Genomic DNA, 19071 nt, shown 5'->3' on the forward strand with positions numbered 1-19071 from the left:
TTCGCCAAGAGGTCATATCCCAATCCCCCTTTCTGATACTCCTTAACTACCATTAACTTAAATTGTTCACTATATTTAGCCATTAAAAAACACCCCAAAAGTTAGATTTCACTCTAACTTTTGGGGTGCAGTACAAGGTTCAATAGGCTTTTTTGATTTCACCTTTTTAATCAGCTATCAAAAAATAAAAATAGGCAGGAAATTAAGTGGATAAAAGAGAAATGAGTAAGTTATGAGGAAATTGGCTTATTAGATTATAGTAAATTGGAGGGGGAACAATGCTTGAGCAATTAGAGGTTTCTTGTGTAACTATTGATTTGCCATTCAGATTAAATCATGTCCATTGTTTTGTAGCTAAGGGCGAAAATGGATGGACCATCATGGATGCTGGCTTGAACAATTCGGTTACCGATACGAGCTGGAAACCCATTTTGGAAAAACATGAAATTAACCATATCATCATTTCTCATTATCATCCTGATCATTACGGTTATGCCGGCAGGCTCCAGGAATTAACAGGCGCTGATGTTTCCATGACTGAAACCGATAAAAACACGGCACTTGTTTTGTGGGGAAAAGGCTTTAGCGATTCTTTAAGGAAAAACTACTACAAATGTGGGATTCCAACTGATATGGCAGATTCTATGGCTGGAAATGAAGCGGGTTTTATTTCCCAAGTATCCCCGCATCCAAGAGTAAGCAATTATCTTAAGAATGGCGATAAGATATTATTCGGAAAATATGAATATGAGGTGTTAGACGCGCCAGGGCATTCCAATGGGCTGATTTGTCTGTTTAACCGGGAAAAACGGGTTTTATTTTCCACTGATCATATTTTGCCTAAAATTACACCCAATATTTCTTATCATTTCCATGGGGAGAAAAACCCGTTAAACAAGTTTCTGCAGTCACTGGACAAATTTAAACGGCTTGAAGCGGAATATGTCATTCCTTCACATGGAAAGCCTTTTACAAACGCAAATGCCAGAATTAACGAAATCATCGATCATCATGAAGAAAGACTATCAAAACTACATGAAATCCTCCGCACACCCACGACTGTTTATGAAGCATGCCAAAATCTTTTCGGCAAAGCATTTAATCCACATGAAATGAGATTTGCAATAGGTGAAACCATCGCACACCTTGAATATTTATTGAAAAAAGGCGAGTGCGAAAAAGAAGAGCTTCAAGGTACATACATATATAGAAGGTAAAGTTTGCCTCATCTAGTGTCCTAAAATAGCACCCTTGCTATAAAAGCAAAGCCCAAGAACGTTGTTGAATCAGCATTCTTGGGTTTTAATTTGGTGTGCAAGTACTAAAAAACCGTCTTTTTAGACAACCATTTATTATCTGAAATTCAACGAAAAAAACAGGATTCCAAAAAAAACAAAAGAACTAATATTTAAAAGCTAAAAAGCATAAATTTAAAACCGGCCAGGAAACGCATCAAATAGTATTAAAATAATAAGAAAATTAGAAAAATAAGAAAAAAACAAAGGTCACAAAACAAGAAAATGAAACTGCTGCTCAAATTTTTTTATTATGATGCAGATAGGAGGAGAATCATTGGCTGAGTTGCTAATCGTTGATAACGATCTGATGGCAAGGAAAGAGATATGTTCCATCGTTCAGGAAAGTAAGTATCATTTTCTATCCGTTTATGAATCGAGTACTGTACAAAGAGGATTGCTACTCCTCAAGCAGAGCCAGCCAAGCGCACTTATCATTGATTTGTCTTTACCTGATATGGATGGCATTCAATTTGGAAGAACGGCCCTGCAATTGTACCCTACTTTACCGATTATCGTAGTTACTCAGCTGAAAATGTTCGAACTAGTTCAACAATCAATGAATTCTGGCTTTGCTTCCTTTTTACTAAAGCCGCTTTCTAAAAACGAGCTAATTGAAACTTTTGACAGGGTGCTTGCCCCGGAAATCAGTTCCCAGGTCCATTATGGAATCAATAATGCGTCAGGTGAGTTTATAACGGACTTAAAAAATCCAATTGAGAGTGCTATCCAATATATTCAACTGAACTATGGAGATGCCTTAACTTTAAAGGATATATCCAACAAGGTTTACCTGAGCCCCTCCTATTTCAGCAGGCTGTTTAAAGAAGAAACAGGAATGACTTTTGTAGAATATGTAACGTTTGTAAGGGTTCAGAAAGCAAAAGGGATGCTTCGCTTATCTTCTTTGCCGATTGAAGTGATTGCTAATAACACAGGATTTGCAAATTCAAGTTATTTTGCAACCGCTTTCAAGAAGCTGGTAGGAAAAACACCTACGGAATATCGGGAGCAATTTCTTTGGGAACCAGGGATTACTGTAACTAGCTAGACGGGAGGTGAACAGATGATAGCCATTTACCAGGAAATGCAGAGATGCAAATGTAATGGTCTTAAAGGAGTTATCGGGACAATCCTTTCAACAGAAGGATCAACTTATCAAAAAGCAGGTGCCAAATGCTTTATCAGTGAAGATGGGCTTTTAACAGGTCTACTGAGCGGAGGCTGTGTAGAAGGGGATTTGAAAGAATATGTCCATGAAATCATAGCCACAGGTTTTCCTAGGATTGTCCATTATGATTTTCAAGACGAAGGGGATATAGTTTGGGGATTAGGCTTAGGCTGCAACGGTAAAATGAATATTTTCCTTGAACCTTATCTACCTGATCAAAATTGTGGAAAACCAACTATCATTGATACCTTTTTTTCTGCGGTTCAAATGAAACCCGTGCATAGAATTACCATAGTAGATAGCCTTGATACTTCTTTATTGGGAACCACCTGGCTGGTTGATCCTGCATCAAAAGATATCCCCGACATTCGTTTTAACGAAATCTTACATGATTATCTAGTAAAAAGACATACGAAAAAGAATGGCCTTTCCTTTATTGGGGGCAATCTGAATCTGTTAGTCTTCTACGAGTATACTACACCACCCCCTCATCTTATCATCTACGGTGCCGGCCCTGATGCCATGCCATTAGTACGAATGGCCAAACTGTTACATTGGCAAATTACCGTGCTGGACTATAGAACATCCTTTGCATCCAAGCAAAATTTCCCGGATGCAGATGATATCATTGTCTATCCAGCTGGTAAGGTACCTGAAATCACAATCAATCAGAATTCTTACATCATTTTAATGACACATAACTTTATTCAAGATCAAATGATTTTAGAGGACGTTCTAAAAATGGATCCGGCTTATTTGGGGGTCTTGGGTCCGAGAAAAAGAACAGATGAGTTAATCCGAACAAGTCAGCTTCTCAGTGGAAATCCTAAGCTATATCAAATTCATACTCCGATCGGCTTGGATCTGGGTTCGAAAACACCTGAAGAAATCGCACTGAGTATCTTAGCCGAAATTATGGTTACGTATCGTGGTGGAACTGCCTCCAGACTAACCGAGGTAAAAGGGGACACTTCTTTCTGTTTGCAGAAGGAGCGTGAAGCTATATTGAACCAATGAATAGAAAGGTCTGGGGAATCATTCTTGCCGCTGGGAATTCCAGGCGTATGGGGAAGGCTAAACTGTTGCTACCATATAAAGGTAAATCCATCATAAGGCATGTGGTGGAACAGAGCTTAACTTCGAAATTAGCCGGGATAACGGTGGTAGTTAATCCAGGCATTCCGGAGCTAAAAACGGAAGCCTCTGTCCCTGGCGTAGACAAAGTTATGTTGAATGAAAAAGCGGGCCAGGGTATGTCCACTTCCATACAAACAGGTTTACTTTCTGTGCCTGCCAATGTTTCGGCGGTCATGATGCTGTTAGGCGACATGCCATTAATTACATCTTTGGAAATCAATAAAGTCATTGAAGATTACTGCAAGCAAACAACATTTCCATGTATCGTCCAATCAAGCTATAAAAATCAAAATGGGCACCCGGTTTTATTTGACAGAAATTTGTTCTCTGAACTGTACAAAGTTACAGGTGATGAAGGAGGCAGATCAATAATTAAAACCTATAAACACCTTGTTTATTATTCATATATGGAAAAAGAAATGGCTTCAGATATTGATACTCAATTAGATTATGAAAAATTACTTCGGGAGGAGAGAGGATGAATAATGCGATTGGCAGCTCGGTGGCCCGGGTAGAAGATGCAAGGTTGCTGACAGGACAGGGAAAGTATATAGACGACATTGGTATTCCATCAAATACATCACATGCAGCGATTGTCCGAAGCACATATCCACATGCCCATATAAAATCCATTGATATTTCGGAAGCTTTGTTGGTCCCTGGTGTTAAAGGCATTATAACCGGCAAAGATATAGAACCTTTTTTAAATCCTTTTAGTGTGGGTGTTAGTGCCCCAGTAAAATATTATCCCATAGCAATTGATAAAGTACGCTATGTTGGAGAACCAGTTGCTGTCGTCATTGCGAAGAATAGATATATAGCTGAAGATGCAGCGGAACTCGTAAAGGTAAAATACGAAATCCTCAAGCCTATAGTTGATATAGAAAAGGCTATGGGAGAGGATGCACCCATGCTCCATGAAAATGTAGGTTCAAATATAGCAAACCATCGTTCCTTCCATTATGGAGATGTAGAGCAGGCTTTCGCAGAAGCGGATCAAGTTATTAAGCATAAGTTCCATTTCCCAAAATATTCAGCCACACCTGTCGAAACCTATGGAATTATTGCTCAATATGAAGATAGTACAGACAAATATACCATTCATGCAAACTTTCATGGTCCATTCATCATTCAATCAGTTATGGCAGGAGCTTTAAAAATTCCTAGTAATAGACTTAGGATCATTGTCCCAAAAGATATTGGCGGAAGCTACGGAATCAAAGCGGGTACTTTCCCATATATGGTTCTATTAGCCGTAGTAAGCCGGATCCTTCGGTGCACGGTTAAATGGATAGAGGATAGGCAAGAACATCTGGCTGCAAGCTCCAGCGGCACAGATAGGATCACTTATATTGAGGCCGCTGTGAAAGAAGATGGAAAAGTTTTGGGGCTTAAAATGAAAATGATCGATAACGTTGGTGCATATATCCGTGCCCCTGAACCTGCCTGCCTTTACCGTACACATGCGAACACTACTGGGGCCTATGATGTCCCGAACCTACAGATTGATGGATACGTTGTGATGACAAATAAATTGCCTACAGGATTGATCAGAGGATACGGTGGACAGGAGCTTTATTTTCCTTTGGAACGGATCATGCAGATGATTGCGTTCAAACTGGATTTAGATCCAGCAGAAGTAATTGAAAAGAACTTAATTCGATCCGAACAATTTCCTTATCGGACCGCATCAGGGGGAATCTATGACAGCGGGAATTATGAGAAAGCATTTCAACTTGCATTAGATACAGGACAGTATAAGGAATTCAGGTTGAAGCAGGCGAAAGCGAGAAAACAGGGAAAGATTTTCGGTGTCGGGCTTGCCTGCATCGTAGAACCGTCCGGATCGAACATGGGCTATATCACCATTGCTCTAACCCCTGAAGAAAGGGCAGCTTCCTTGCCAAAATCCGGTTGTACAGAAGCAGCAACTGTTTCAATGGATCCAATGGGCTATGTAAATGTCCGGATCAGTACGGCTCCAACAGGCCAAGGCCACGAAACGGTCGCAGCCCAAATAGTAGCGGATGTACTTCAGATTCCAACCGATCAAATTAATGTAGTGGCTGAACTTGATACATCTACCAGTCCATGGTCCATTGCTTCGGGAAGCTATTCCAGCCGGTTTGCATCATTGGGTTCAAGTGCCGTTTATCTGGCAGCCCAAAAGGTGAAGAAAAAAATATTACACATTGGGGCACATCACCTGAACGTACCGGAAGAGGACCTATTTTTGGAGAATGGGACCATCAATTCAAGTAAAGATGCGTCCATAAAATGGCCATTAAAGAGAGCTGCGGGTTCCGCCCATTGGAATCCATTATCGCTTCCGGATGGAATGGAGCCTGGAATATATGAAACCTATTATTACACGGCTAAAATAGCTGAACCACCGGATGAGAATGATTTGATTAATTCCTCTATCACCTATGGTTTTGTAGCAGATATGGTAACGGTTGAAATCGATCCGGACACTGGAGAAGTAAATATCCTTGACTATGTGACGATCCATGATGCCGGCAAATTGTTGAATCCCATGATTGTGGATGGGCAAATATTCGGCGGGCTAGTCCATGGACTTGGCGGAGCATTATACGAAGAGCTAGCCTATGACGAAAAGGGCCAATTCCTGACAGGTTCGTTTATGGATTACCTCTGTCCGACTGCGCCGGAAATTCCGAACATAACGATTAAACATATTGAAACCCCTTCTCCGGTTACTCCTCTTGGAGCAAAGGGACTTGGTGAAGGAAATACCATGAGTGCACCCGTAGCGATTGCAAATGCAGTAAGTGACGCATTAAAACCATACGGGGTCACCATAGATACTTTGCCTTTAAGCCCAAATAAGATATGGACTTTACTTTCTGAACAAAAAGTGACCAACACTTAAAAGAGGTGACAGGATATGAATGGACAGGGAACTTTGAAATTGGACGCCGGTATCGAAAGATCTTGGCAGGTTTTGCTTGACCCGAACGTATTGGAAAGATGCATCATGGGTTGCAAAAAGCTCGAATTAGAATCTCAGCATAAGTACAATGCCGAGCTCTCAATCGGGATTGCAGCTGTGAAAGGAAAATATGAATCTACCATTGAGATTGCAGATATTGAGAAACCGAAGCATTACAAGCTGATCGTTAAGGGGGAAGGCGGACCTGGAAATGTTGAAGCTACCGGACTTATCGATCTTAGTCCATTAGATGAAAATACCACTGAACTAGCCTATACATACGAGGCTGAAGTGGGAGGGAAAGTTGCAATGATAGGCCAGCGGATGTTAGGAGGCGTGGCCAAATTGATCATACAGGATTTTTTTAAAAAGCTAGCTAAAGAGTTAAAAAAAATTGAATCTAGCGCATAACGCAAGAAGGGGGAAGACATGAAACCAGCAAAATTTGATTATCATTGTCCCAAAACAGTTGAATCTGCCCTTTCTCTGCTAGAAGAATCAGGGTTTGATGGAAAAATAATTGCGGGCGGGCAAAGTCTTGTTCCCATTATGAACATGAGACTCTCGACTCCTGATTGTCTAATAGATATCAATCGTTTAACGGATCTTGATTTTATAGAATTTGATAACGAAAAGGTCAAGATCGGCACATTAACCCGTCAAAGCCGTGTTGAAACCTCCTCTATCATAAAGGACAAAGTTGGATTAATGAGTGAAGCGTTGCCATTCATTGGCCATGTCCAGACAAGAAATAGGGGCACCTTTGGCGGAAGTCTTGTCCACGCTGATCCAAGTGCAGAAATACCCCTATCACTAATTGCTACGGGAGGTTCTTTACTGATTGCCTCGAAAGAAGAGACAAGGGTATTGCCGGTAGAAGATTTTTTTGTAACCTATTTAACAACAGATATTTTACCCACTGAACTCTTGACGGAAGTCCATATCCCTATTTGGGAGGGGAGGACTGGGTATTCTTTTCAGGAAATATCAAGGAGACACGGTGATTTCGCCTTGGTTGCGTCTGCCTGCCAGTTATCCTTGGACGAAAACGATAGAATATCCTACGTTAGGCTTGCACTTGGTGGAGTTGAGGCCGTTCCGCTCCTAGTGGATGACGCAAATCAAATCATGACAGGGGAGAAGCTGTCAGATTCTTTACTTAATAAGGTAGTTGAAATTGTGGCAGCGTCGGTTGATCCTGAGTCTGATTTGCATGCTTCTGCAGATTATCGGCGCCACTTAGCGACCGTATTAACAAAACGAACCCTGCAATCAGCTTACGCAAAGGCAAGGAGGTGAACAGATTGGGAACGCATCATATAAGAGTTAGAATCAATGGGAGGGCATTCCTGGAAGAAGTGGAACCACGTATGCTTTTAAGTGATTTCATCCGCGAAAAATGTGGACTTACAGGAACCCATATAGGGTGTGAGCATGGTGTGTGCGGTTCATGCACTGTCATTGTTGATGGGGCGGCTGTCCGAAGCTGTTTAATGTTTGCGGTACAGGCAGAAGGTCTTGAAATCCAGACAGTGGAAGGCCTGAGTCAAAACGGTGAGCTTAATCCGCTCCAGCAAAATTTTAAGGAGTGCCATGGATTGCAATGCGGCTTTTGTACCCCTGGAATTTTAATGTCAACTACAGACTATTTGTCCAAAAATCAAAATCCTTCCACCAAAGAATTGAAAGAGATGTTATCTGGTCACCTGTGCAGGTGTACAGGGTATGACGGCATTTTAAAAGCTATTGAAAAAACCGTTGAAGAAAATATAGAGAAAATCTCGTAGAAGGGAGTTGAATCTATGAATCTATCAACCATGTTTGAATTTGCTATAGAAAGGTATCCAAACCGGACAGCGGTCGTGGAAGGCACAAAAAGATACACGTATAACCATCTAAATAAAGAAATAACTAAGGTAGCGGCTTCACTTCAGCGCATGGGCATCAATCAACACGATCGTGTAGTCATTGTCTTAAAAAACCGACTGGAAAACATCGTTATATACTGGGCAATTCAAAAGCTTGGTGCAGTGTATACGCCAATCAATCACAGGCTATCTGCAAAAGAAGTGGAGTATTGTGTAAACGATGCAGAATCAAAAGCGGTCGTTTATGAAAGCTCCAGCCAGGATGCCGTTCTGAATGCAACCTTTGAAGGGAATCCTATTTTAATAGGTTTAGGTGCTGTTCAAGGTGCGGACATTCATTACGAGGAACTGGTGGATAGAAGCCCAGGCAGCTTTAATAAGCCGGTGATTCATGAAGATGATATAGCATTGATGCTTTATACTTCAGGAACAACCGGGATGCCAAAAGGTGTCCCAAGAAGCCATAAAAATGAATATTCGGCAGCTATAGCCCATATCATCCAAAATCAATATACAGATGGGGAAAGTACTTTAGGTACCATGCCTTTATATCATACGATGGGCATGCGATCATTGCTCTCGATCTCTTTCTTAAACGGCAAATACGTAGTACTGCCCGATTTTGATGCCAAAGATGCTTTGGATTTGTTAAGTACTGAAAAAATCACTTCACTATATTTAGTACCAACACTTTATCACGATATTTTGTGCCATAAAGATTTTTCAAGCTATCGATTAGATAAGCTTGAGAAAATTGGTTACGCAGGTGCCTCGATGACTACTGCACTAACCGAGAAATGTGCGGCTTTATTAAAGCCAAAAGTATTTGTTAATCATTATGGAAGCACCGAAATCTACACATTTACAATATGTCCATATGTCCTGAAAAAACCAGGATGTGCAGGCAAACCAGGCTTGAATCAAAATGTCCGGCTTGTTAAAGCCGATGCTGAAGGGAACTCCTTGCCACATGATATCATCGGCAAGGGAGAGGTTGGAGAAATCATTATAAATCTTGATTCTAATGAGGCATTTAAGGGTTATTGGAATAAGCCAGCGGCAACCCAGAAGGCGATAAGAGAAGGCTGGTACTTTACTGGGGACTTAGGGATTATCGACGATGAGGGAGATTTATTTGTTGTCGGAAGAGTGGATGACATGATCATCTCAGGAGGGGAAAACATTCATCCCCTTGAAGTAGAGGATGTCCTTTCCAAGCATCCTAAGGTGTCAGAGGTAGCGATAGTAGGGGAAGATGATGATCGCTGGGGACAAATTGTATCTGCATTTATCGTACCATCAGACCCGATGATCACCGTCCAGGAACTTGATGACTATTGCAAAAGTGATCCAAAGCTATCAAATTTTAAAAGACCGCGAAATTATGTGTTTTTGAAACAGATTCCAAAAAGCCCGGTCGGCAAAATTCTTCGTCGAAAGATAAGAGAGGGAGAATTTGAGTTATATTTTACTGAAAATAAAATCGTAGGATAATTGAAAGGGGAATTACTAATGGAAACAACAACAAAATACGATCATATCAGAGTGGAAAAAGACAGTGAAAAGAAAATAGCAACCATTATTTTTGACCGCCCGGAAAAAATGAATTATATCAGCATGACTGCCCGCGGCCATTTCGCCGAGATTTTCGACGGCTTAAATAAGGATGAAAATGTAAGGGTTATCATCATTAAAGGAGAAGGTGACAAAGCATTCAGCGCAGGCGGAAGCATCCCGCAATTTATGGAGTCACATCCGGAGGAGCTTTCACGCTTAAGAATCAACGTAGCAGCTCCGGAACGTTCACCTAAACCGGTTATTGCTCAGCTTCAAGGTTATACCTTCGGGGTTGGTTTTGAAATTGCCATGGCGTGCGACTTCAGAATTGCTGCAGAAGATACGCTGTTAGGCCTTCCAGAAATGAATCTTGGCATGATTCCAGGCAGTGGGGGGACTCAACGTGTGGCCAGAGCGGTTGGATTAACAAGGGCAAAAGATATGATCATGCGGGCAAGGAGAGTACCTGCAGACGAGGCCTATCAGTGGGGATTGCTGACAAAAGTTGTTCCTAAGGGCGAATTGGAATCAGAAGTTCTTCAATTGGCACAAGAGTTAACCAGATTTTCTCCTTTAGCCCAGCGAGTTTGTAAGGAAGTATTGAACGCAGCAGAAGAAGGACCGCTAAGTTCTGGTTTGGAGATCGAAGGAAGGGCATATGGCATGCTAAGGGGCACCCATGATTTTAAAGAGGGTGTGGAAGCATTCGTAGAAAAACGCAAACCAAATTTTACTGGGAAATAAACAATAATATTAAATATAATCCTCACAGTACAACTGTGGGGATTATATGAAAAAAGTTTTACTCGTGCAAATAAAAATATCTGAATATTCTGAAATATATTGTGTATAGTCCCAAAGTTTTAAAAATCAAAAAAGTAGGGGGAAAGACGTATGGCGAATTCGGTACAACCTGAAGTTATTACAAACCTGCCTGATCAGAAGGGAAGTAACCGACAGTTGGCATCAGCTACCATGGCTTCATTGCTAGGATGGTCGTTTGATCTTTATGACCTTTTTATTCTTCTATACGTAACGCCTACGATTGGTGCATTATTTTTTCCTAGCAGCAACCCAACCCTCTCTCTTGCTGCCGTATACGCTTCATTCGCTGTTACGCTGCTAATGAGGCCGCTCGGCTCAGCGATCTTTGGGTCTTATGCAGATAAAAACGGGAGAAAGAAAGCAATGACCGTCGCTATAGTAGGGGTAGGGATCAGCACAGCCGCTTTTGGACTATTGCCGACGGTGCCGCAAATAGGTGTTTTTGCAGCAATTATCTTTTTGCTATTGCGCCTCGTTCAAGGGGTATTTGTTGGCGGGGTTGTAGCCTCTACCCATACCATTGGAACGGAATCAGCACCACCTAGGCTGAGAGGACTAATGTCAGGCCTTATTGGCGGTGGAGGCGCAGGTTTAGGAGCTTTGTTTGCATCTATCACATTCACGATCGTTTCCGCTTTATTTCCTGGTGAGGCGTTTAGTGAATGGGGATGGAGAGTCATGTTCTTCACTGGTATCATTGGCTCAATCGCCGGTCTATTTGTCTTCCGGACACTCGATGAATCGCCGTTGTGGAAGGAACTCCAAAAAGAGAAAAAAGAAAAAGCTCAGACTAAAACGATTGAACAAAAACCGATTAAATCCTTATTTACTAAGTACTTGCGAGTACTTTTGGTAAATCTGATGATCGTGATAGGAGGAGGATCCGGTTATTATCTCACTGCCGGTTTTATACCGACCTTCTTATCTATCATAAATAACGTTTCCCCGGCGACTAAATCAGGAATCCTGATCGCTTCTAGTATCATAACGATTATTTCAGCGCTTATTGTCGGGCATTTAAGTGAAATTTTCGGGCGTAAAAAGACATTTCTAGTTGTCGGGTTAATAAATATCATCGGACTTCCATTCTTTTACCTTTCATTAGCTGATGCAACCACTACTTCTTCGATTTATTTCTATACCATGTGTGTAGTATTTCTTGGAAATGCTGCTTATGCACCTGTTTTGATATTTTTAAATGAACGTTTTCCTACTTCCATTCGCTCTACCGGAACTGGACTTTCCTGGAACATGGGATTTGCGATTGGCGGCATGATGCCAACATTTGTTACTTTGGCGAGCGGTTCCGTACAAAACATTCCACATACCCTCATGATATTCTTTATCGGAATTTATTTGGTTTACATTATTGGAAGCGTTATCATTCCAGAAACTAAAGGAAATTTGAAATAGATTTGCCATATAGGAGGGGGAGTTCGTCGCTGTTCCCCTTCCATTGAATAAATAACCGGTTTAGGAGGAGAGAAATGACAACAGCTATAAATAAAAAAACCCCCGTTTACTACAACTATATTGGTGGAGAATGGGTTGAATCAGTTTCAAAAGAAACAATTGAATCTTTCAATCCTGCAACAGGAGAATTAGTCAGTTATTCACAAAAATCTAATGTAAACGATGTGACTGAAACCATCGATTCTGTATATCAAACGTACTTAGAAAGTGATTGGTCTGTTAATCCAAAGCGTCGTTATGAAGCGTTGCTTGGATTGGCAAGGAAAATGACAGAAAAAATAGAAGACCTGTCGCGTATTTTGACTATGGAGCAAGGAAAAACCATTCGTGAATCGCGTATTGAGATTTCCGGTTGTATCGATACCCTGAAATATTTTGCGGGTGCTGCACGTACAGTTTTTGGACGCTCCATTCAGCTTGAGCCAAATAATTTTGGAGTAATCGTAAAAGAACCGATAGGAGTGGTGGGAATCATTTCCCCTTGGAACTGGCCAGCACTGCTTATGGTACGCGAGCTTGCTCCGGCTCTTGCAGCCGGTAATGGTGTAATCGTAAAGCCTGCAAGCCTGACTCCATCGATATCAGTGGAAATTTTTAAATTAATAGATGAGGTTCCTGAATTTCCTAAAGGGATTGTAAGCATTATTACAGGGCCTGGAAGCTCGATTGGGGCAGCAATGGCAACAAGTGGCAAGATTGATATGATCAGTTTTACCGGAGATACATCCACAGGAAAAGCGATCATGGAAATGGGGGCAAGCAATATCAAAAAGCTTGCATTAGAGCTTGGCGGCAAATCGCCAAACGTTGTATTTTCTGACGCGAATCTTGATAAGGCTATTCCAATCATAGGAAAATCTATTTTCATTTCGGCAGGGCAAATATGTATGGCAGGTTCACGAGTGTTGATTCATGAGTCCATTAAAGATGAGGTAGTAGCCGGATTAAAGAAGTATGCTGAAGGTCTTCGGGTTGAAAATGGAATCCTGGAAACTGCAGACATGGGACCGCTTGTATCCAAGAGTCAGCTCGATATTGTGCGGAACTTCTGTGACATTGGCAAACAGGAAGGCCGAGTTATAACAGGCGGCTACCAATTAACTGGAGGCGACTATGATAAAGGCTACTACTTTAGTCCAACCATTATCGATGAGCTTTCAGCAAACTGCCGGGTTATAAAGGAAGAGATTTTTGGACCTGTTCTTGCTGTCCAAACTTTTTCGAGTGACGAAGAAGCTCTGGAAATCGCAAATGATAGCGACTTTGGCTTATCTGCAGGTGTCTGGACAACCGACTTAAACCGTGCCATGAAAATGTCACGAGGAATTAAGGCTGGTACCGTTTGGATCAATACGTACAATAAGAATTTCCCTGAAGCTGAATTTGGAGGTTATAAGCAAAGCGGTTTAGGAAGAACCAGAGGAATAGACGGATTGATGGAATATTGCGAAACAAAACACGTTCATATAGAGACTGAATAAAGGAAGGAGGCCATTCGCGTGAGTATCAGCGAAACTATTGCGGTTGAATCTGAATTTACATTTCACTTGCCTACTTTGATTGAATTTGGGTTTGGAAAGGCGGGGGTACTTGGAGAGAAGCTTCTCCGTATGGGCGTGAAAAATATTTTTTTGGTTAGCGATAAAGGAGTGGAAGCTGCCGGTCTTCTGGAGAGTTTAGAACGATCTATGCGCGGTGCAAATATTCAATATGAAACCTATTTAGAGGTGGAACCGGATCCGGGACTGGAAACCATTGATAAGGGGGCAGCAGTTTTTACATCTGGTGCTTATGATTGCATCGTGGCAGTTGGCGGTGGGAGTGCCATAGATACCGCAAAAGGTATTCGAATAATAGCGGCTAATGGCGGAAGTATTGGTGATTATGCAGGTGTTGAACAAGTCGGCAAGGCTCCCACGGTTCCGTTGATTGCTATACCTACAACTTCAGGAACAGGCAGTGAGGTCACCATTTTTGGCGTTTATTCTGACTGGGTGAAAAATGTAAAAGTGACAGTAACCAGCCAATATATGGCTCCTACTATTGCACTTGTTGACCCAGAGCTAACGATGAATCTTCCAAAAAACATGACTGCTGCGTCTGGTATAGATGCGTTGGCGCACGGTATTGAATCTTATTTCTCTAAGAGGTCCCGTCCTGCTTCTGCAGCACTGGCAATGGAAGCAATAGAAATAGTAGGCTCACACCTTCGTCCATCGGTAAATAAGGGGAAGAATCAAGAGGCAAGGATAGGAATGTCCCAGGGAAGCCTCCTTGCTGGAATGGCTTTTAATAATAGTTTCCTAGGCCTCACCCATGCAATTGGAAGTGCTCTTTCAGGCCATTGCCATGTTCCGCATGGAGTCGCTATCGGTTTATTGCTTCCGCATGTGGTGGAATTTAACTCATCGGCCTGTCCAGAAAAGGCTGCGAAAATTTCGAAAGCTTTAGGAGTAAAGGCAGACAGCCTAGACAACATGGCGTTGCAGGCAGGAAGTTCGGTGGCAGATATGGTTAGAGATATTGGCCTTCCAACTCGGTTAAGAGATGTGAATGTACCTAAAGAAAAGCTACCGGCTATTGCACAGGATTCTTTTAAAAGTGGAATGATGAAATTTAATCCTAGGCAGCCGTCTGAATCAGAAGTTTTAGAGCTATTAAAACGAGTTTATTAAATCTTACTAAACGGAGGTATTGTTGCATGAGTGAAGAATTGATTCCGGGTCTTGATAAAAGTACAAGTGAGGTAGCATGGAATTTATACCGCAAGGCGATCAAGTTTGGAACTTGGGATCCTGCTGCAATTGACTTAACTCAGGATAAAAAAGATTTTGAATCGCTTGATCAGGACTTAAAGGACTATCTTATTCATTTTTGTACAGGATTTCTGGATGCGGAAGAAAATGTGGCATTAAAATTTTGTCCTTGGATTATGCTAGGTTCCACCACAGAAGAACAGGCATTCCTAAGCACTCAATTACTGGAGGAATTTAAGCATACTGAGTTTTTTATGCGCTATTTTAGCGAGGTATTGGGCCGCGAGCGAATTTCTGGTGTGAAAAACCTGGTTCAGCAAAAGCTGGACGATCGAGCGAGACAGATGCTTGATGCCTTAGAGGCAGGGCCGGAAGAGCGGGAGGCAGCCCTTGTCGAAGGATTGACCCATTATCAGGGAATCATCGAGGGTGTTCAGGCTATGTCTGGTTATGATGTTTTTGAAGCTGTTTACGGGAGCAAAGGTTTGTTCCCGGGACTTGCTGAAGGCTTCGCAAGGATTAAAGAGGATGAAGGAAGGCATGTTGGATTCGGACTTCGAATGCTAAAGCTTTTGGCAAGAAATCCAAAGCATGCAGAGAGAATCCGTGCTATTTATGACGAATATTTGCCGTTTATCCTTATCCGTTATGACCAGCAAGTGATCGTTGATGGCCGGGAGGTTTCCACACCGCCAGAAGTGCGCGGCCGTGAGCGGTTAACGAAATTATTCGATAGACGATTAAAAGATATCTTTGGCAATCTGGTCAAAAATTAGGAGGTCACATGATGAGAGCAAAGTCACTCCGCACCTGGCTTGAGTACCTTCAAAAAACCGATAGATTTGCAGTAATTGATAAAGAAGTCAGTCTGCAATTTGAAGTTGCTGCATTAACAAAGAAGCTGGATGGTATAAAGGCAACATATTTTACGAAGGTTGAGGACTATGATATTCCTGTCGTGTCTGGTATTTGTTCCACCCGTGAACAATTTGCCGAGGCACTTGAAACCGACCAGTATGATATTCTTTCAATGTTTTCCAAGGCTGTCTCTTCTCCGGTGGCATGCCGCCATATAGAGATAGAGGAGGCTCCGGTTAAGGAAAATATCATCCTGAATGATATTGATTTAAATTCGTTTCCAATTCCGGTACACCACGAAAAGGATTCAGGCAAGTACATTACTGCAGGGCTTTTTATCGTTCGCGATCCGCTAACGAGGAAACAAAATGTGTCGATACACCGTCTTCAAGTATCCGGGAAAGACAGACTTGGTGTCCTGCTGTTGCCGCGCCACACTTATCATTTATTCAAGCAAGCTGAGGAAGCAGGGCGACCGCTCGAATGTGCAATTGCAATCGGGGTCGATCCAGTTACACTTCTTGCATCTCAAGCGAGTACTCCTTTTGGTGTTGATGAGCTTGAGATTGCGAGTGCACTCCTAAAAGAACCTCTCGAAGTTGTCAGATGTGAAACAGTAGATATCGATGTCCCAGCCTATGCAGAAATTGTGCTCGAAGGGAAGATATTGCCTAAAGTTCGAGAACCGGAAGGGCCTTTTGGAGAATTTCCAAAATATTATGGACCAAGGGATGACAAGGAAGTAGTTCAGATAACCGGTATCACGCACAGAAATAATCCTATTTTTTATACGATTGTTCCTGCTGGATATGAACACTTGCTTTTAGGCGGTATACCGAGGGAGGCAAGCCTTATTCAAACCGTTCGTCAAACTGTTCCTTCAGTAAAGGCTGTCCACATGAGCCCGGGAGGAACGTGTAGGTATCATGCCATCATTTCGATCAAGAAGCGGAACGAAGGGGAGGGTAAAAATGCGATCATTGCTGCTTTGGCAAATAGCTTTGATATAAAGCATGTGGTCGTGGTCGATGAAGAAGTAGATATTTTTAATATGGAAGAAGTAGAATGGGCGATTGCCACACGCTTCCAAGCAGAAACAGATTTAGTAGTGATTAACGGTACACAGGGATCAAAATTGGACCCTTCCACTGACAATGGATTTGGTTCAAAAATGGGCTTTGATTGTACGGTCCCATTAAAAAGTGAACCAATGAGATATAAACGAATCCATATACCGGGTTATGAAGAATTGAACATTCATGACTTTTTAAATAAAAATTCTTCGGGATTACTGGACCAACATATGGAAAAGAAATGGTAGTTCGCTACTTCCAGATGGAGACGGGGGATATGGATGAAGAAAATTGTAGTAGGAATTTCCGGGGCAAGCGGGGCAATCTACGGGATACGGATACTAGAAGCATTAAAGACAGCAGGTGCAGAAAGCCATCTTATCCTAAGTGACACAGCAAGAACTACCATTGAATATGAAACAGACTATGACATAAACGATGTAGTCCAGTTGGCTTCAAAAGTCTATGATAATAAAAATCTAGGTGCTGCTGTATCCAGTGGTTCCTTTAAAGTAGATGGTATGGTTATTGCACCCTGTTCAATAAAGACTCTTTCGGGAATCGCGAATAGCTATAATGTTGATTTGCTTACCAGAACGGCAGATGTATGTCTAAAAGAACGTAGAAAATTAGTATTAATGGTTAGGGAGACTCCTCTTCATCTGGGCCATCTCAATCATATGACAAGTGTTACACAATTTGGCGGGGTCATCCTCCCGCCTGTCCCGTCTTTTTATCATCTTCCCAAAACGATTAATGAAATCATTGATCAAAGCGTTCAAAAAGCTTTGGATCAGTTTGATATTGAAGCAAATTTGTTTAATAGATGGGTAGGTATTTAACTTAAAAACCAACAACTTTGTCCCGTTATTATTACCAAAATTCGAATAATAAAAATTTAAAAATCAGATTGTAAGATTTTAAAATTTTAGTGTAAAGAAAATAGATAAAATATACCTGTAAACGCTTTCAAAAAAAGAAGGTAGGTGATTTAATTAATTATGATAAAAACGTCAGCAGCAATTACACACGGTAAGGGAGAACCCTTTAAAATCGAGGAAATAACAATTGATGACCCAAAAGCGGGAGAAGTTCTTGTCAGGATTATTGCATCAGGAATATGCCATACTGATTTGATTGTTAGGGACCAATACTATCCAGTGCCCCTTCCTGCGGTGTTAGGACACGAAGGTTCTGGAATTGTTGAAAAGGTGGGGCAAGGAGTTCATTCAGTACAGCCTGGCGACCATGTGGTTTTATCCTACAGTTCATGTGGAGAATGCAATAATTGCCGGAGTGGGAATCCATATGGTTGTACTCAGTTTTTCACTCTTAATTTCACAGGTAAGATGGAGGACGGAACTAGCAGATTACATAAAAATGGAGAGGAATTGTCCAATTTCTTTGGCCAGTCTAGTTTCGCGTGTTATTCCGTAGTTTCTGAGAGAAATGTGGTAAAGGTTGATAAGGATGTACCTCTAGAATTATTAGGGCCCCTTGGGTGTGGAATTCAAACAGGCAGTGGGGCAGTTTTAAATAAGCTGCAACCTAGGGCCGGCTCTAGCATCGTCATTTTTGGTTGTGGTTCCGTAGGCTTAAGTGCTCTAATGGCTGCAAAAGTGGCCAGTTGTACAACAATCATTGCTGTAGACCTCCAAAATAACCGCTTAGAACTTGCCAAGGAACTTGGCGCTACTCATACAATAAACCCAAAAGAAACTAATACACTTGATGAAATTCAAAGAATAACCGGTGGCGGTGTTGAATATTCCATTGAAACAACTAGCCGACCAGAAGTACTTCGCCAAGCCGTGGATTGCCTTGCTACTCTTGGAAAAGCTGTAGTGATCGGTGCCCCGCCTTTAGGCACTGAAGTAAATTTGGATGTAAATACGATCTTATTTGAAAGGTCAGTCACTGGTGTATTAATGGGTTCTGGCGTACCCCAGTTGTATATTCCTAAATTAATAAAGCTCTATCAACAAGGGCAATTTCCATTTGATAAATTAATAAAATTCTATAGGTTGGAAGAAATAAATCAGGCCAGTGAAGACTCAGAAGCAGGGATTACAATTAAACCAGTAATTAAGATTGGTTAAATTTAG

17 protein-coding genes are annotated in these 19071 nt (G+C 41.6%); all 17 read left to right on the forward strand.

Going from position 1 to position 19071, the window contains the following annotated elements; genetic code table 11:
- Nucleotides 1-278: 278 nt before the first annotated feature.
- The 17 genes from CUU64_RS01790 (at nt 279) to CUU64_RS01870 (ending at nt 19065) form a co-directional block, all read left to right on the forward strand.
- The gene (locus tag CUU64_RS01790) at nt 279-1217 is read left to right on the forward strand and encodes an MBL fold metallo-hydrolase (protein WP_101631575.1); all 939 of its coding nucleotides are present in this window, start codon (nt 279-281) and stop codon (nt 1215-1217) included.
- 355 nt (nt 1218-1572) lie between these two features.
- Nucleotides 1573-2346 (forward strand): response regulator transcription factor, encoded by a 774-nt coding sequence (locus CUU64_RS01795; protein ID WP_101631576.1) that lies wholly within the window; start codon nt 1573-1575, stop codon nt 2344-2346.
- A 15-nt stretch (nt 2347-2361) separates the two neighbouring features.
- Nucleotides 2362-3483: an XdhC family protein gene (locus tag CUU64_RS01800; protein ID WP_101631577.1), complete on the forward strand. Its 1122-nt coding sequence runs from the start codon at nt 2362-2364 to the stop codon at nt 3481-3483.
- Nucleotides 3480-4085: a nucleotidyltransferase family protein gene (locus CUU64_RS01805; protein WP_101631578.1), complete on the forward strand. Its 606-nt coding sequence runs from the start codon at nt 3480-3482 to the stop codon at nt 4083-4085. The genes CUU64_RS01800 and CUU64_RS01805 overlap by 4 nt, the downstream gene beginning before the upstream one ends.
- A complete protein-coding gene (locus CUU64_RS01810; protein WP_101631579.1) occupies nt 4082-6496 on the forward strand; it encodes a xanthine dehydrogenase family protein molybdopterin-binding subunit in 2415 nt (804 codons plus the stop codon). Before CUU64_RS01805 ends, CUU64_RS01810 begins: the two co-directional genes overlap by 4 nt.
- 15 nt (nt 6497-6511) lie before the next feature.
- A complete protein-coding gene (locus tag CUU64_RS01815) occupies nt 6512-6967 on the forward strand; it encodes an SRPBCC family protein (RefSeq protein WP_101631580.1) in 456 nt (151 codons plus the stop codon).
- Between the two features lie 18 nt (nt 6968-6985).
- A complete protein-coding gene (locus tag CUU64_RS01820) occupies nt 6986-7855 on the forward strand; it encodes an FAD binding domain-containing protein (protein WP_101631581.1) in 870 nt (289 codons plus the stop codon).
- 5 nt (nt 7856-7860) lie between these two features.
- Nucleotides 7861-8343: a (2Fe-2S)-binding protein gene (locus CUU64_RS01825; protein WP_101631582.1), complete on the forward strand. Its 483-nt coding sequence runs from the start codon at nt 7861-7863 to the stop codon at nt 8341-8343.
- 15 nt (nt 8344-8358) lie between these two features.
- The gene (locus tag CUU64_RS01830; RefSeq protein WP_101631583.1) at nt 8359-9918 is read left to right on the forward strand and encodes an AMP-binding protein; all 1560 of its coding nucleotides are present in this window, start codon (nt 8359-8361) and stop codon (nt 9916-9918) included.
- Nucleotides 9919-9936: 18 nt separating this feature from the next.
- Nucleotides 9937-10725 carry an enoyl-CoA hydratase/isomerase family protein gene (locus CUU64_RS01835; RefSeq protein WP_101631584.1) on the forward strand — a complete coding sequence of 263 codons (789 nt, stop codon included), beginning with the start codon at nt 9937-9939 and terminating at the stop codon, nt 10723-10725.
- A 150-nt stretch (nt 10726-10875) separates the two neighbouring features.
- Nucleotides 10876-12219 (forward strand): MFS transporter, encoded by a 1344-nt coding sequence (locus tag CUU64_RS01840; protein WP_101631585.1) that lies wholly within the window; start codon nt 10876-10878, stop codon nt 12217-12219.
- A gap of 74 nt (nt 12220-12293) precedes the next feature.
- Nucleotides 12294-13760 (forward strand): aldehyde dehydrogenase family protein, encoded by a 1467-nt coding sequence (locus CUU64_RS01845; RefSeq protein ID WP_101631586.1) that lies wholly within the window; start codon nt 12294-12296, stop codon nt 13758-13760.
- Nucleotides 13761-13778: 18 nt separating this feature from the next.
- Nucleotides 13779-14954 (forward strand): iron-containing alcohol dehydrogenase, encoded by a 1176-nt coding sequence (locus tag CUU64_RS01850; protein ID WP_101631587.1) that lies wholly within the window; start codon nt 13779-13781, stop codon nt 14952-14954.
- A 26-nt stretch (nt 14955-14980) separates the two neighbouring features.
- Nucleotides 14981-15811 carry a R2-like ligand-binding oxidase gene (locus CUU64_RS01855; protein WP_101631588.1) on the forward strand — a complete coding sequence of 277 codons (831 nt, stop codon included), beginning with the start codon at nt 14981-14983 and terminating at the stop codon, nt 15809-15811.
- A gap of 11 nt (nt 15812-15822) precedes the next feature.
- The gene (locus CUU64_RS01860; RefSeq protein WP_101631589.1) at nt 15823-17214 is read left to right on the forward strand and encodes a UbiD family decarboxylase; all 1392 of its coding nucleotides are present in this window, start codon (nt 15823-15825) and stop codon (nt 17212-17214) included.
- Between the two features lie 33 nt (nt 17215-17247).
- Entirely contained in the window at nt 17248-17808 is a 561-nt protein-coding gene (locus tag CUU64_RS01865) for a UbiX family flavin prenyltransferase (protein ID WP_101631590.1), read from the forward strand.
- A gap of 162 nt (nt 17809-17970) precedes the next feature.
- The gene (locus CUU64_RS01870; RefSeq protein WP_101631875.1) at nt 17971-19065 is read left to right on the forward strand and encodes an NAD(P)-dependent alcohol dehydrogenase; all 1095 of its coding nucleotides are present in this window, start codon (nt 17971-17973) and stop codon (nt 19063-19065) included.
- Nucleotides 19066-19071 lie beyond the last annotated feature (6 nt).

Origin of the sequence: Bacillus sp. V5-8f (assembly GCF_002863565.1) — a bacterium.
GTDB lineage: Bacteria > Bacillota > Bacilli > Bacillales > DSM-1321 > Peribacillus.

Coding starts and splice junctions, on each gene's coding strand:
- CUU64_RS01865 (WP_101631590.1), top strand. CDS start 17,248: ATGAAGAAAATTGTAGTAGGAATTTCCGGGGCAAGCGGGGCAATCTAC.
- CUU64_RS01805 (WP_101631578.1), top strand. CDS start 3,480: ATGAATAGAAAGGTCTGGGGAATCATTCTTGCCGCTGGGAATTCCAGG.
- CUU64_RS01790 (WP_101631575.1), top strand. CDS start 279: ATGCTTGAGCAATTAGAGGTTTCTTGTGTAACTATTGATTTGCCATTC.
- CUU64_RS01860 (WP_101631589.1), top strand. CDS start 15,823: ATGAGAGCAAAGTCACTCCGCACCTGGCTTGAGTACCTTCAAAAAACC.
- CUU64_RS01830 (WP_101631583.1), top strand. CDS start 8,359: ATGAATCTATCAACCATGTTTGAATTTGCTATAGAAAGGTATCCAAAC.
- CUU64_RS01840 (WP_101631585.1), top strand. CDS start 10,876: ATGGCGAATTCGGTACAACCTGAAGTTATTACAAACCTGCCTGATCAG.
- CUU64_RS01845 (WP_101631586.1), top strand. CDS start 12,294: ATGACAACAGCTATAAATAAAAAAACCCCCGTTTACTACAACTATATT.
- CUU64_RS01855 (WP_101631588.1), top strand. CDS start 14,981: ATGAGTGAAGAATTGATTCCGGGTCTTGATAAAAGTACAAGTGAGGTA.
- CUU64_RS01815 (WP_101631580.1), top strand. CDS start 6,512: ATGAATGGACAGGGAACTTTGAAATTGGACGCCGGTATCGAAAGATCT.
- CUU64_RS01800 (WP_101631577.1), top strand. CDS start 2,362: ATGATAGCCATTTACCAGGAAATGCAGAGATGCAAATGTAATGGTCTT.
- CUU64_RS01835 (WP_101631584.1), top strand. CDS start 9,937: ATGGAAACAACAACAAAATACGATCATATCAGAGTGGAAAAAGACAGT.
- CUU64_RS01810 (WP_101631579.1), top strand. CDS start 4,082: ATGAATAATGCGATTGGCAGCTCGGTGGCCCGGGTAGAAGATGCAAGG.
- CUU64_RS01820 (WP_101631581.1), top strand. CDS start 6,986: ATGAAACCAGCAAAATTTGATTATCATTGTCCCAAAACAGTTGAATCT.